The organism is Pontibacter indicus, from assembly GCF_900156345.1.
Taxonomy (GTDB): domain Bacteria; phylum Bacteroidota; class Bacteroidia; order Cytophagales; family Hymenobacteraceae; genus Pontibacter; species Pontibacter indicus.
Genome location: NZ_FTPP01000001.1, coordinates 959147 through 973395, shown reverse-complemented (window position 1 = coordinate 973395; position 14249 = coordinate 959147). Strand labels below are relative to the sequence as shown.

Below are 14249 nucleotides of genomic sequence, written 5' to 3'. Positions count from 1 at the left end.
TCGGGCTGATGGCTGGCCAGGTATAGCGTCAATCTATACCTCAATGCGAACAGCCTGCTTTTTACATTACTAGATTCAGAGGGAAATGCAGACAGATTTGTACAAGCACAAAGGCATGCGCCGCGCCTTGGTAAAGCAGTTGAGAGACAAAGGTATACGCGATGAACGGGTGTTGGCGGCAATCGAAACAGTACCCCGGCATTTCTTCTTCGATAAAGCCTTTCTGGAGCAGGCTTACCAGGACAAGGCTTTCCCGATCGGCGAGGGCCAGACCATTTCACAGCCCTATACCGTGGCCTTTCAGACCGAGCTGCTCAGGCTGCAGCCAACCGATAAGGTGCTGGAAATTGGCACCGGTTCGGGCTACCAGTGCTGCGTGCTTCTGCAGATTACGCCGAAGGTATACACCATTGAGTATAACAAACCGCTCTACAATAAGGCTGTGAAATTTTTCAGAACCTATGGACTGTTTCCGCATACCTTTCACGGCGATGGTTCGCTGGGGCTGCCTGCACACGCTCCGTACGACAAAATCATCGTGACGGCCGGCGCACCGGGTGTTCCGAAGACACTCGTGAGTCAGCTGACCATTGGAGGTATTCTCGTGATCCCGGTTGGGGGCGAATCGAGCCAGAAAATGCTGCGCATCACCCGCACGGGCGAAAATGAATTCTCGCAGGAAGCATTTTCCGACTTCAAATTCGTGCCTTTGCTCGGAAAATCCGGCTGGGATAATCCCGCTTTATAAAAATAAGCAGAAGCGCCTTAATTTATACCTGGCTTTTAGTTTGGCCTCCCGTCCCCTATCTTTGCGGCAGAATTTATAGAACTGATATGCGTAAACAGAAAAAAGTAAGCGAATCTTACGTGATCATGACCGAGTTGGTATTGCCCAATGATACCAACACCCTGCACAACCTGATGGGCGGCAAGATGATGCACTGGATGGACATTGTGTCGGCCATCGCCGCGCAAAGGCACTCTAACCGCATTGTGGTGACGGCCTCGGTGGACAACGTCTCTTTCGCTGAAAGTATAAAACTGGGCAACGTGGTGACCCTCGAAGCCAAAGTTACCCGCGCTTTCTCTTCTTCTATGGAAGTACACATTGTGGTGTATGCCGAGGATATTCCTTCCGGAAGAAAAGTAAAGTCAAACCAAGCCTTCTTCACGTTTGTTGCCGTTGACCAGTCCGGTAAGGCGATTGATGTGCCGGAGGCTATACCTGAAACAGAAGAGGAAATCAAGCTTTATGACGGTGCACTGCGCCGGCGTCAGCTGCGCCTTGTGCTGGCTGGCCGTATGAAGCCGAGCGAAGCAAACGAACTGCGCTCTATTTTCGATCTGAAGGAAGGCAAGGAGTAATTTATACCTGAACACATGACAGCACTGACACCAGAGCAACTGAGCGATGATTTTTTCCGCCATTTTATGCCGGAAACGCTATACCTGATCGATGGAGAGCAGGTAGCTGAGGTCAGTGCGCCAATGGTTTTTGCTGAGTCAGAAGTAGAAGTTTCGGTTGTTGCTGTCGAAAACGCAGCACCGGAGGCTATACCTGTCGGTCCGGCTCCTTCTACCTCTTCAGCTGCTATACCTAAACTACCTAAGGTTGAAAAGACGGAACAGCCAAAATCTTTCGAGGTGATCGGTGAAAACCGAAAGGGGCTGCTCGTTTTGGTGACGCTGCCAGAGCCAGAGTTTAAAGCCCTGCCTAAATCTGAATTCCTGACCAGGATTCTGGCTGCCATTGGTTTTGGTCCTGCGGATGTCGCTTTTGTGAATAATGTATCGGGCGCCACGACGAAGTTCGAAGCGCTATGCGACACGCTGCAAACTAATTATATCCTCAGCTTCGCCAGTCGTCTGGATACGGACCTGCCGCACGACAAGTTCACACTGTATAATCCGGTGCTGGTCGGCAGCGTGCCTGTGGTTTTCTCTCAATCGCTGGCGGTGCTGGACGGTGACCAGGAACAGAAAAAACTGCTTTGGAGCGCCTTGCAACGTGTGTTTAAAAAGTAAGCTTGGCATTTAGTTCACTCAACAGTAGACGACCACGCTTAGCATGCAACCCTGATAATTAACCCAGGCAGTCAAGACTTGACTTGGTTTAACTTTTGAAGGCTATACCTTTATAAACAAGAAGAGCCCTTTCCGAACAGAAAAGGCTCTTCTTGTTTTGGGCTATGCCTATACCTTACTGAACCAGCGAGGCGATTTTAGCTTCCAGTTCTTCTCCTCTCAAACCTTTGGCAATGATCTTGCCTTCCTTGTCGAGCAGGATGGTTTGGGGGATGGCGTCTACCTGGTATAACTGTGCGGCGGAGCTCTCCCAGCCTTTCAGATCTGATACTTGTGGCCAGGTCAGCTTGTCGTCTGCAATCGCCTTCAGCCACTTTTCACGCGACTGGTCGAGCGACACACCGAAAATCTCAAAGCCCTGGTCTTTGTACTTGTTGTACATTTTGACCACGTTCGGGTTTTCCTTGCGACATGGGGCGCACCAGCTGGCCCAGAAATCAATCAGCACATATTTGCCTCTGAGGGAGGACAACGCTATTTCGCCGCCTTCAGGTGTAGGAAGCTTGAAGTCCGGGGCAACAGAACCAATGGCGGTTGTGCGCAATGACGAAAGGCGCTCTTCCAGGGTCTTCGTATACTTTGACTCTGGTATGTGTTGGGTATAGAGCGCCAGCATGCTGTCAGCAAAGGCAAAGTCCAACTGCGGGTTTACGAGGCTAAGCGTTCCGAAAGCCGACACGATGGAGGAAGGGTGCTTGGCAATGAAATCTTTGACACCTTTCTGCAAAGCCAGGTACTGCTGGCGGTAACCTTCGGCTTCTTCTGCCTTGCCTTCCGACATGGCCCGGTTGAATTGCTCACTAAGCTCCATTTCCTTCTGGCGATTTTCCGTCACCATTTTATTCATCTGCTGGAAAAGCTCTGAGTCCTCCGAGTTCTCAAATTTAGCCGTCGCGTTGAGGTCTCGCGCATCCGCTTCTACTTTGATGGCTTTGTTTTCCAGCACCATCATCATCGCGTTTTGCTGATCGAGTCCTAGGCGGTACAGGGTTGGCTCTGTCACCTCGCCCTGAAAAGTAAAGGTACCATCCTGGCTGATGTCGGCCGTGTCGCGGGCGATGAACTGCTGCTCACCTAGCTCAAACAAAAAGATTTGCCCTGGCGTGGCGTTTTGCAGCTTTCCCTCAATGGTATAAGCACTGCCATTAGTGGCGGTTTTATTACCCTGGCAACCTGCCATAAGCGCAGCCGCTGAAGCCAGTACTACATACTTCCTTAGGTTCATATCTCTTGCGTTTATTTATATTTCGTAGCAAGTATCACGTAGCAAGTAGCACGACTTATATTGTCAGGCTCTCTTTCTATGCATCGTGATACGTGTGTCGTGATACGTCTATTTAAGGCCTTCCTGCAGCAATTTGTTTGCCACCTTCGGGTCAGCTTTGCCTTTGGTCTTTTTCATGATCTCGCCCATGAACATTCCAATGAGCGACTGCTTGCCAGCCTTGTACTCCTCCACTTTCTGCGGATTGGCGGCCAGCACCTCGGCTACGATCGCCTTAAGTGCGTCCGAATCTGAGTCCTGCAACAGGTTCTGCTCTTCGGCAACCTGGTGCGCAGGTATACCCGGATTCTCCAGCATGTATGGGAAAATCTTTTTGGCAGCTACCGAGTGGCTCACTTTGTTCTCGTCCACCAGCGTGATGATCTCGGCAATGGCATGCGGCTGCAGCGGGAAGTCTTTGATGTGCAACTGAAGCTCGTTTAAGTATGATTTTACCGGACCGGTTACCCAGTTGGCGGCTCCTTTGTAGTTTTTGGTATACTTGCAAAGCTCGTCGTAATATAACGCGATCTCTTTGGTGTCGGTCAACACGCCGGCATCGTAGTCGGATAAGCCAAACTCCACTGTAAAGCGCTTGTATAATTCCTGTGGCAGGCTCGGCATGGTCGCTTTGATTCGCTCCAGCCACTCCTGCTCGATCACCAACGGCGGCAGATCCGGCTCCGGGAAGTAGCGGTAGTCGTTCAGCGTCTCTTTCGAGCGCATGGCCGTAGTAGTGCCCGTGTTGGCGTCGAAGTTGCGTGTTTCGGACTCTACTTTGCCACCATTCTCCAGCACCATGATCTGGCGCTCGATCTCGTGCTCGATGGCACGCTGCACGTTGCGGAAGGAGTTCATGTTCTTCACCTCTACTTTGGTGCCCCAAAGCGGCGAGTCTTTCAGCATCACCGAAATGTTGGCGTCGCAACGCAGCGAGCCTTCCTCCATGTTGCCGTCGCAAATCTCGAGGTAGCGCACCAAACGACGGATCTCTGTCAGGTAGTTGTAAGCCTCCTCCGAGTCACGGATATCCGGCTCCGACACGATCTCGATCAAGGGAACACCGGCACGGTTCAAGTCGATGAGCGTTTCCGTTTCGCCAGCCAGGTGCATCGATTTACCCGCATCTTCTTCCATGTGAATGCGTGTGATGCCAATGCGCTTGTCATTGCCTTCGGCGTCTTTTACCAACAGGTGACCAGCCGTACAAACAGGCGTTTTGTCCTGCGTGATCTGGTAGCCTTTCGGAAGATCCGGATAGAAGTAGTTTTTGCGGGCATAGATGTTGTAGCGTGTGATGTCGCAGTTTGTCGCCAAACCCATTTTCACAGCCATCTCCACCACCGACTTATTGATGCGTGGCAAAGTACCCGGATGCCCCAATGTGATCACACTCAGGTTCGTATTCGGCAACACGCCATACTCCGTGGAGTCAGACGAATAGGCCTTGCTCTCCGTGAGCAACTGGGCGTGTACCTCCAGACCAATAATCGCCTGGTATTTGTCTCTTATCTCTTTATCCATGATTTTATAATGACTAATGAATAATGAGTAATGAATAATTAAGAATGACTAATGAATAATTATTAATGGCTGCTCTGAACTGATTGAGTCCTTAAATCTTACTTCATTAGCATTTCCTCTATTCATTAATCATTACTCATTCTTAATTATTCATTAGTAATTTAACCAACTCTGCTGCCTTGCCAGGAACAGCCTGCAAACCAGCTGAGTCTTTACCACCCGCTGTGGCATAGAATGGCTGTCCGCCGCCACCGCCTTTGATCTCTTTGGCGAGCTCGCGTACCATCTGGCTGGCGTTCAGTTTGCGGTCCGCTACCAGATTGTCCGACAGCATCACTGCGATCTGTGGCTTGCCGTCGATTTCAGCCGCCAACACCAGCACTAGGTTGTCGAGCGCCTGACGCATGTCGAAAGCCAGTTTCTTTAGATAATCCGAAGTAGATACGTCTACTTTCTCGGCCACGAAGTTCACGCCATCGATGGACTGCGCTTTCTGCACCAGGCTTTCTTTCAGGCTGGTGAGTTGCTTCAGCTCAAATTGCTCGAGTTGCTTCTGCAGGGCTTTGTTATCTTCCTGCAGCTTTTGCACGGCACCCGATATGTTGCTGTGCGTGCCCAGCACTTCGCGCACGGCATTCAGTTCGTTCAGCTGTTGCTGCATGTACTCTTCTGCCGAGCCAGCGGTAGTTGCCTCGATACGACGCACCCCAGCGGCTACGGAGCTTTCGGAAAGAATCTTGAAGTAGCCGATCTCGCCGGTGTTGTACACATGCGTACCGCCGCAAAGCTCTACCGAGTGGTCACGATCGAAGGCGATCACACGAACAAATTCGCCGTACTTCTCGCCGAACAACGCCATGGCACCCATCTCTTTCGCCTGCGCGATCGGCACGTTACGCTGTTCTTCCAAAGGAATCGCCTGGCGCACGCGCTCGTTTACAATGGTTTCCACCTCGCGCAGTTGCTCGTCGGTTACTTTAGAGAAGTGCGAGAAGTCAAAACGCAGTACTTTTTCGTTCACCAAAGAGCCTTTTTGCTGCACGTGCTCACCTAAAACTTTACGTAAAGCAGCGTGCAGTAAGTGCGTAGCAGAGTGGTTCTTACGAATCAGGTTGCGGCGCTCAAAATCTACTTCGCTTCTGAAAGTAGCCTCAATGTTTTGCGGCAATTTAGAAGTGATGTGCAGGATCAGGTCGTTTTCTTTTTTGGTATCCAGCACTTCGATCTGTTCTGAATCAGAAATCAGATAGCCCGTATCACCTACCTGTCCGCCGCTTTCGGCGTAAAACGGGGTGCGGTCCAGCACGATGTGGAATTCGCTCTTGTTCTTGGTCTTCACCTGACGATAACGCACAATGTGCGAATCGGCCACGTCATGTTCGTAACCCAAAAACTCTGTCTCTACGTCCGGCTGAATGATCACCCAGTCGCTTTGCTCTTGTGCAGAAGCATTGCGGGAACGGTTCTTCTGCTGCTCCATCTCCACACCAAAGCCAGCCTCGTCTACCTTCAGGCCTTTTTCACGGGCAATCAGGGCGGTTAGGTCTAGCGGGAAACCGAATGTATCATACAACTCGAAAGCAGTTTTGCCGTCGATGGTATTGTTGTTCTCTTTGAATTTGGCCTCCAAGGCATCCAGTCGCTTCAGACCGTTCTCCAGTGTACGCAGGAAGGCATTTTCTTCTTCTTCAATCACGCGCTGCACAAAGCTCAGCTGTGCTTTCAGTTCTGGGAACACATTTTCCATCTGGTCGGCCAGCATGGCAGCCAGTTTGTAGAGGAATGGCTTTTTGAAGTCGAGGAAGGTAAAGCTATACCTTACAGCACGACGCAGGATACGGCGAATCACGTAACCCGCCTTGTTATTCGATGGCAGCTGACCGTCCGAAATGGCAAAGGCGATGGCTCGGATGTGGTCGGCCATGACGCGAATGGCGATATCTACCTTTTCATTTTCACCATACATTACACCAGCTTCTTTGGCGATGAACTGAATCAACGGCTGGAATACGTCGGTGTCGTAGTTGGAGCGCTTGCCCTGGATGGCCATGCACAAACGCTCGAAGCCCATACCTGTATCCACGTGCTGCGCAGGCAGTTTTACCAGCGAGCCGTCCGCCAGACGGTTGAACTCCATGAATACGTTGTTCCAGATCTCTACGACCTGCGGATGGTCAGCATTTACCAACGTCTTGCCGTCCACCTGCGCGCGCTCTTCCTCGGTACGCAAGTCTACGTGTATCTCCGAGCAGGGACCACAAGGACCCGTATCGCCCATCTCCCAGAAGTTGTCCTTCTTGTTGCCCATCAGAATGCGACCCTCTGCGATCATAGACTTCCAGATGTCATAAGCCTCCTGGTCCATTGGCAGGTTCTCAGAGTCATCACCCTGAAACACCGACACATACAGCCTGTCTTTCGGCAGCTGGTATACCTCCGTGAGTAGCTCCCAGGACCAGGTCAGGGCTTCTTTCTTGAAATAGTCGCCGAATGACCAGTTGCCCAGCATCTCGAACATGGTGTGGTGGTAGGTATCGTAGCCCACTTCCTCCAAGTCATTGTGCTTGCCCGAAACGCGCAGACACTTCTGGGTGTCGGCGATGCGTTTGGACGGGGCGGGTTTGTTGCCCAGAAAGTAGTCTTTGAAGGGCGCCATACCTGAGTTGATAAACATCAGGGTAGGGTCATCTTTTACCACAAGGGGTGCCGACGGCACGATCTGGTGCTGTCGTTGGGCGAAGAAGTCAAGAAACTTTTGTCTAATCTCAGCTGAGTTCATCTATGATTATTAAGCCTTTAGATACAATCTGCTATACTTGTTGTTTAATAACAAAAAATATAGAATTTTTGCCTTATTGAAAGAGCCCTTTCGGGTGGTGTTTCTAATGCCGCAATTAGGGCAAAAGTAGCAATTTTAGCCGTAATTCAGCGTGCTATACCTGAAAATTAGTGCTGTAGTGCCATACCTTGAAACCGATACTATGCCTTATAAAGAAAAAGAAATAGAAAAGCAGTACTATACCATTGGGGAAGTAGCTGCCATATTTGACGTTGCCCCTTCGCTCATCCGCTTCTGGGAGACCGAGTTTGACCAGCTCAAGCCGAAGAAAAACAAGAAAGGCAACCGCCAATATACCGCCAAGGACATTGAAGAGCTGCGCGCCGTGTACCATCTGGTGAAAGAGCGCGGCTTCACGATTCAGGGCGCTAAGGAGGTGTTGAAGAATAAGTCGGTGCAGACCAAGGACAAGATCGAAATCATCAATTCATTGGAGAAAGTGCGTTCTTTCCTGGTAGGCATCAAAGAACAGCTGAACACCAAAAGCTAAGCCTGCGTACCTTGGTGCATGTCTGAAGAAGCCCAGTTTGAAGTAGCCCTTTCGTTTCTGCCCCACGTCGGCGACCAGCTGACGAAGGTGCTGGTGAGCTATTGTGGCTCAGCCAAAGCCGTGTTTGATTCACCCGTCGCCAAACTAATGAAGGTGCCGGGCGTGGGTGAAAAGGTAGCCAAAAGCATCCGAGACAATGGCCGCCAGGCCTTGGTGGAAGCGGAAGACGTGCTGAAGAAGGCTGCAGACAAAAATGTAGAGTTGCTGTTCTATACATCGCCGAAGTACCCAAACCGACTCAAACAGTTTCCCGACGCACCACCCCTCCTCTATTTTAGAGGCAACACCGACTTAAACCATCGCCGCATTATTAGCATTGTAGGTACCCGTAAGCCAACGAGTTATGGACAAGGTATAACCGAACGGATTGTGGAAGAGCTGAAGCCCTATAATGTGATGATCGTCAGCGGACTGGCCTATGGCATCGATATTGCCGCCCACCGCGCTGCGTTGCAGGCAGGTCTGCCCACCATCGGCGTGATGGCCTCCGGTCCCGACACCATTTACCCGGGCGTGCACAAGAAGTACGCAGAGAAAATGCTAGAACAGGGCGGTGTAATCACCGAAAACACCTTTGGCACCAAACCCGACGCTCCCCGCTTCCCGGCCCGCAACCGCATCATTGCTGGCATGTCCGACTGCACGATCGTAGTAGAAGCTGCTTTCAAAAGCGGCACCCTCATCACCGCCGACATTGCCCACAGCTACGACAAAGAAGTGATGGCCGTGCCCGGCAACATCAACTCGCCCATGTCGGAAGGCACGAACTGGCTTATCAAGTCGCACAAAGCTGCTGTGCTCACCTCCACCCAAGACCTGATCGAGCTGTTGAACTGGGATGTGGAAGACAAGCTGGCCTCCAAGCGAGCCGCTGCTATACCTGCCCTCGACCCGGCAGACTTCACGCCGGAGGAAATGCAGGTACTACAGGTGTTGATTCAGAGCGGGGAAGAGCAAATGGATAATTTAGCCTGGAAGTCACAAGTATCTGTGAGTCAACTTGCCTCCATATTATTAGCACTCGAATTTAAAGGGATGGTAAAAGCCATGCCTGGTAAGCGGTTCGCCTTGATCAGATAAATTGACACGATAGCCATGATTTATCACCTTTTGTCATTCAGTAGGAACCTTGTTTGCCAGTTACAAAAGCCCGTGCAATGTGCGGAGGCAGGGGCCCTCTTCACCAAGAACTTAATAAGATGACATAATGGGGAGAATAACTCTTGTAAGCTCTTCAACTTTCTAACTTCATAACTTTCTAACCTTCTAACTTAAAGTGCTTCTCTATAACAACGTCTTTCTACCCATTCAAGATCTTAAGCTCTCCTGGACGAACCGGGCTTTTCAGTACAACGATGGTTTTTTTGAGACGATCCTGGTGGTAGAAGGCAGACTTCGTTTTTGGTCAGAACACCAAGCGCGTATAACCGAGGCGGCTGAGGCACTGCAGTTGGCTATACCTGGTTATTTTCAGGACGGTGAGCTGGAAGAGAATTTGTTGCAGTTAGCGAAGCAGCGGCAAGTATTGCAGTATGGGCGCATCAAACTGAAGGTGTGGCGGGCTGGTGGCGGATTGTATATCCCGCAATCAAATGAAATAGAGTGGCTGGCGACCGCAGAAGTTGCCCCCCCTATACCTGACTCAGGTATACGGATCGGCATATGCCAGTCAGTCCGAACGCTTTTTTCGCCCCTCTCCCATTTCAAAGGCCCTCAAGCACCACTTTATGTGCTGGCAGGTATAGAGAAGCAAAAAAGCGGCTTAGATGATATGCTGCTAGTAGATGTGCACGGTAATGTGTCAGAGTTAATCTCTTCCAATATTTTCTGGCTGAAGGATGGTGTGCTCTATACGCCCGCTTTGGAGACAGGCTGCGTGAACGGGATCCTGCGCCGCAATATCCTGCGCTGGTGCCAGCAGCAAGGTATAGCAGCGCTGGAAGTTTTAGCTAAACCGGAAGAAATAGTTCAAGCCAATTGTGTTTTTGCTGCGAACGTGACAGGTATACGAGGTATAGAAATGCTGGCAGATCATCAATTGCATATAAAGAATGACTGGCTGCAAGCTATCAAAGCTGGTCTGCAGGTATAGGTCAAAACTAAACAGGTATAGAAAAGGCTGCCCTTATTAAAGGACAGCCTTTTGATTTTAAGTCCATTGCCAGATTTATATCACGAGCTGTAGTCCCAGGGAAAATGTGCGGGGCTGAGGTGTTAGTCCTCTGTCCATGCCACTGCGCACTTCGGGGTCCATGCCGCTGTATTTTGTCAAAATGAAAGCATTTTGCGCGGTGGCATGTAGTTTCAGATTTGCTCTGTTGCCAGCTATACTGCCCGCATCATAGGATACCTGCAGGTAATCCATCCGAAGGAAAGAGCCTTTTTCCAGGAAGTAATCTGATTGATACTGAATTTGTCGGAATCCAGTATCTGCATAGGTCCGGCTGGCATTTTGCAACCGGCTGCTATTCTGACCAACGTAAAACCAGCTTCTTCGCTCTTCCGCGTAGTTATACACCTTCTGCCCGAAATTGCCACGCATATAGAGAGCAGCATGCCATTTTCCATACCCTGTACTTGCCTGTAGCCCCCCGATCAGACTGGGCTTTGGGGAATCAATTACCATCTTGACTACTCTCCCATCTATTCTTTCATAATCCTGTATTGGTCTGCCATCCGGGCCGTATAGTTGTTTAAAAAGGTAAAAGCTCTGCACAGACCTGCCTAGCTCACTGACCAAGTAGTTGTTGTGCGGCTCAATGTAATGGAATTGTGTCGGTGCTTCGTCAAAGCTTACCACTTTGCTGTTCATCTGAGTCGCATTCAATCCCAAATCCAGGTAAAAGTCTCCGTTCCTGATAACCTTAATGAGGAAGGAAGCTTCCAGGCCGCTTGTTTTTAGCTCACCTGCCGTTCTGCCGATGGTTGCACCGCCCTGGGCATTTGGTAGCGAAAAAGCCAGCAGCAGATCGGTTGAGCGGTTGTGGTAAAATGAAAGGGTACCTTGAAGCCGATTGCTCCACAAGCCATAGGTCAGGCCCACCCGCTTGGTTATTGTTTTTTCTGCATCTCCCCCAGGCGCATAGGCATATTGATTTGAGTTCAGAATCAGATATTGGTTTGGGTTGTCGAGGCGCTCAAAATAACCCAGTGAAGTACCTATGTTTAAGTGCGACAACCAGGTCGATTGGCTAAGGAAAGACTCTTTGGCCACATTCCAACCAAGTCGCAGCCCGGCACTCTGAGCACTGTAGGGGTCTCTTGAGATGCGGGTAGGCGAGCTCAGTTGGCGCCTTCCGGACAAACCGGCCGTATACTTGTCGCGCATCGTAACATGCAGGTTTCCGTAATATTCCAGATCAGTTTCTGTCAACTTACTCCCTTTCCCCTGAAAAGCCTGGTTTGTGGCGCCATCCCTTATAATGTGCTCGCTCCTGGTCATGAGATCTGTCTTCAGAATTCCTCCCGTCAAATGAAGAAGACCGTTGATGCTGTTCAGCTGCTGATCAAAATCTACAAATGCCTCTTGGTAGGTGCGGTCCATTTTGTTCTCCTGCGTGTGCAGAAGCTGGTTGTTATACACAAAAGTGGCTTGATTATCGCTTATCCGAAAGTCGCTGTCAGAGCTATGGTAGGCATGGCGATAGTTTAGTTTGACGCTTGGCAGAAAGTGAAGTTTGTAACGCAAATGCGCCTGACCAAACCAAGTGGCCATCTGGTCTCTGGCATCGCGTCGCTCCAACATGCTCAGCGGATTAGGGGCATCGTAGTTGACTGTGCCATTTTGATTGTAGTATACAAAGTAACCGCCATGCTGATTCTCGACATGTACCGGCTGTGTTGGGTCAAAGCCTAGTGCCTGGCTGATAGCTCCTTCATTGGCAACCTGGAGTTGCTGATCGCTGTGTAGCAAGGATAAATCCAGTGTAAGGTGGTCCTGCAGCAGACTCGGGTTCAGGTGGAGCGACATTGATTTGCGCTGTCTTTCTGAAGTCTTCAGGATGCCCTGCTGTGTGAGATAACCAGCTGAAACGCGGTATGGCAAAGAGCCAATAGCGCCCTGCAAGCTCAGGCTGTTATCCAGACTGTAGCCATGCTGATATATAGCATCTTGCCAGTCCGTGTTGTGACTGCCGGCTAGGTGGGCTTGGCCCGGGTATTTGGTTTGCAACAGGTTGCGTACCTCGTCTCCACTGTAAACGTCTGCTTTTCTGCGAAGCGAGGATACGGCTCCCGTCGTATTGAACCTTACCTGTGTTTTACTTTTCGGCTTGCCTGCTTTCGTTTGGATCACCAACACTCCATTAACAGCTTTGCCCCCATAGAGTGCCATAGCCGACGCGTCGCGCAGGTAGCTGATCGAGGCTACATCTTCTGGGTTCAGAAAGCTGAGCACGCCGGTATTCGCTGAGACATCCGCATAGCTGATCAATACACCGTCGATGACAATTAAAGGGCTATTTTGCCCCACCAAGGAGTTGCCATGGCCGGTTTCCATGGTATAAGGCGCTCCCGGAGCTCCGCTTTTGGGAGTAATGCGAAGACCCGCCAACCTGCCATTAATAGCCTGTTCCACAGAGGTGACAAGTCCCTTGTTAAAATCGGATGCGTTTAATTCGTATGGTTTGTAGGTCGCTTGTAAAGTATCAGCTGCAGCCGAGGTAGAATCGGCTAACTGTTCACCCTGACTAAAGACAGGATTGGTGATCAGTAATCCAAGAGCGGCACAACTATACTTCAGGAATTTCAGGTGATGGGGTAAAATTTGTTTCAAATTGCAGGTATGGTTGGTGTAAGAAAGCTTAAATATAGTAGATTACATATAATAGTGCAGTAATCATGATTCTTTATTGGAGGCAAATGCATGCAGCCATAAGGAAATACCGTAAAGACCTTTTGATGACGAATAGAACTATAAATATCGGCCTTCTCGGCTTCGGCATGGCCGGGCGCGTCTTTCATGCGCCAATTGTATCGGCTGTGGATGGCCTGAAACTCAGCAAAATAAAAGCAACCCGCTCTGAAAGCATTGCCCTTGCTAGAGTACTATACCCTGATGCTGCGGTTGTAACAGATACAAGCAGCGTATTAGAGGACCCGGAGATTGATATGGTAATCGTGGCCACTGCCAACGATACACACTTTGAGTTGGCTAAAGCCGCTCTGCAGGCAGGAAAGCACGTGGTGGTCGAAAAACCTTTTACGGTGACATCCAGTGAGGCAAGTGAACTGATCGAACTGGCCAAATCTCAAGGCAGGCTGTTAACAGTATACCAGAACCGGCGCTGGGACAGCGATTTCAGAACTGTGAAGAAGTTGCTCGAAAATAAATTGTTGGGCCGTCTGGTGGAGTACGAAGCCCATTTTGACCGCTTCCGCCCTATTCCTGCTTCCTCTACCTGGAAGGAAGAAGACCTGCCGGGTACGGGTATTCTCTACGATCTGGGCGCTCACCTCATCGACCAGGCACTTGTACTGTTTGGCACCCCTCAGCAGGTATACGCCGACCTGCGCACCCAGCGAAGTGGCGGGAAAATAACAGACAGCTTCGACCTGACGCTGTATTATGCAAGTGGACTGAAAGCTATTTTGAAGGCAGGTATGCTGGTGAGGCAACCAGGGCCACGTTTTATGCTGTCGGGCGATAAAGGATCCTTTGTGAAGCACGGACTGGATGTGCAGGAAGCAGCGCTGAAAGCCGGCTTCGCTCCTTCAGGTGCTGACTGGGGCCTGGAGCCGGAAGAGATCTGGGGCAAACTTGATACAGAGCTTAACGGGCAGCAACTCATCGGCAAGATTAAGAGCGAACCCGGCGATTACCGGGGCTTTTACGAGAATGTGCGGGATGCCGTCCTTGGTATAGCCGAACTGGAGGTGAAACCGGAACAGGCCCTGAACACGATACGCATCATCGAACTGGCCATGCAGAGCAGCCAGGAAGGGAAAGCAATGGCCTTCGATTAGTTTTGTTCTCCCCTTACGAGGCC

The 14249-nt window shown here is 50.4% G+C and carries 11 protein-coding genes; 7 read left to right on the top strand and 4 right to left on the bottom strand.

Features of this window, described 5'->3' with window-relative positions:
- The first annotated feature begins 85 nt into the window (after positions 1-85).
- The 3 genes from B0B12_RS04170 to B0B12_RS04160 all read left to right on the top strand — a co-directional run bounded on the left by B0B12_RS04170 (position 86) and on the right by B0B12_RS04160 (position 2025).
- Positions 86-748, top strand: a complete 663-nt coding sequence (locus B0B12_RS04170) for a protein-L-isoaspartate(D-aspartate) O-methyltransferase (RefSeq protein WP_076666211.1) — start codon at positions 86-88, stop codon at positions 746-748.
- An 86-nt stretch (positions 749-834) separates the two neighbouring features.
- Positions 835-1365 (top strand): acyl-CoA thioesterase, encoded by a 531-nt coding sequence (locus tag B0B12_RS04165; protein WP_076666210.1) that lies wholly within the window; start codon positions 835-837, stop codon positions 1363-1365.
- 15 nt (positions 1366-1380) lie between these two features.
- A complete protein-coding gene (locus tag B0B12_RS04160; protein WP_076666209.1) occupies positions 1381-2025 on the top strand; it encodes a hypothetical protein in 645 nt (214 codons plus the stop codon).
- 175 nt (positions 2026-2200) lie between these two features.
- Here B0B12_RS04160 and B0B12_RS04155 read toward each other — a convergent pair whose 3' ends face one another.
- The 3 genes from B0B12_RS04155 to alaS all read right to left on the bottom strand — a co-directional run bounded on the left by B0B12_RS04155 (position 2201) and on the right by alaS (position 7652).
- The gene (locus B0B12_RS04155) at positions 2201-3310 is read right to left on the bottom strand and encodes a TlpA disulfide reductase family protein (protein ID WP_076666208.1); all 1110 of its coding nucleotides are present in this window, start codon (positions 3308-3310) and stop codon (positions 2201-2203) included.
- 108 nt (positions 3311-3418) lie between these two features.
- Entirely contained in the window at positions 3419-4873 is a 1455-nt protein-coding gene (gene gatB / locus B0B12_RS04150; RefSeq protein ID WP_170871818.1) for an Asp-tRNA(Asn)/Glu-tRNA(Gln) amidotransferase subunit GatB, read from the bottom strand.
- A 142-nt stretch (positions 4874-5015) separates the two neighbouring features.
- Positions 5016-7652, bottom strand: a complete 2637-nt coding sequence (gene alaS, locus B0B12_RS04145) for an alanine--tRNA ligase (protein WP_076666206.1) — start codon at positions 7650-7652, stop codon at positions 5016-5018.
- Between the two features lie 202 nt (positions 7653-7854).
- On the opposite strand from alaS, the gene B0B12_RS04140 reads away from it, so the two are divergent.
- The 3 genes from B0B12_RS04140 to B0B12_RS04130 all read left to right on the top strand — a co-directional run bounded on the left by B0B12_RS04140 (position 7855) and on the right by B0B12_RS04130 (position 10354).
- On the top strand, positions 7855-8202 hold the full coding sequence (locus B0B12_RS04140; RefSeq protein WP_076667657.1) for a MerR family transcriptional regulator: 348 nt from the start codon (positions 7855-7857) through the stop codon (positions 8200-8202).
- Between the two features lie 18 nt (positions 8203-8220).
- Positions 8221-9342 carry a DNA-processing protein DprA gene (gene dprA, locus B0B12_RS04135; RefSeq protein WP_076666205.1) on the top strand — a complete coding sequence of 374 codons (1122 nt, stop codon included), beginning with the start codon at positions 8221-8223 and terminating at the stop codon, positions 9340-9342.
- A gap of 196 nt (positions 9343-9538) precedes the next feature.
- Positions 9539-10354: an aminotransferase class IV gene (locus B0B12_RS04130; protein WP_076666204.1), complete on the top strand. Its 816-nt coding sequence runs from the start codon at positions 9539-9541 to the stop codon at positions 10352-10354.
- Positions 10355-10429: 75 nt separating this feature from the next.
- On the opposite strand, the gene B0B12_RS04125 is transcribed toward B0B12_RS04130, so the two are convergent.
- Positions 10430-13036 (bottom strand): TonB-dependent receptor plug domain-containing protein, encoded by a 2607-nt coding sequence (locus tag B0B12_RS04125; RefSeq protein WP_076666203.1) that lies wholly within the window; start codon positions 13034-13036, stop codon positions 10430-10432.
- Between the two features lie 125 nt (positions 13037-13161).
- Between B0B12_RS04125 and B0B12_RS04120 the strand changes: the two genes are divergently transcribed.
- Positions 13162-14226 carry an oxidoreductase gene (locus tag B0B12_RS04120; protein ID WP_076666202.1) on the top strand — a complete coding sequence of 355 codons (1065 nt, stop codon included), beginning with the start codon at positions 13162-13164 and terminating at the stop codon, positions 14224-14226.
- Positions 14227-14249: the final 23 nt, after the last annotated feature.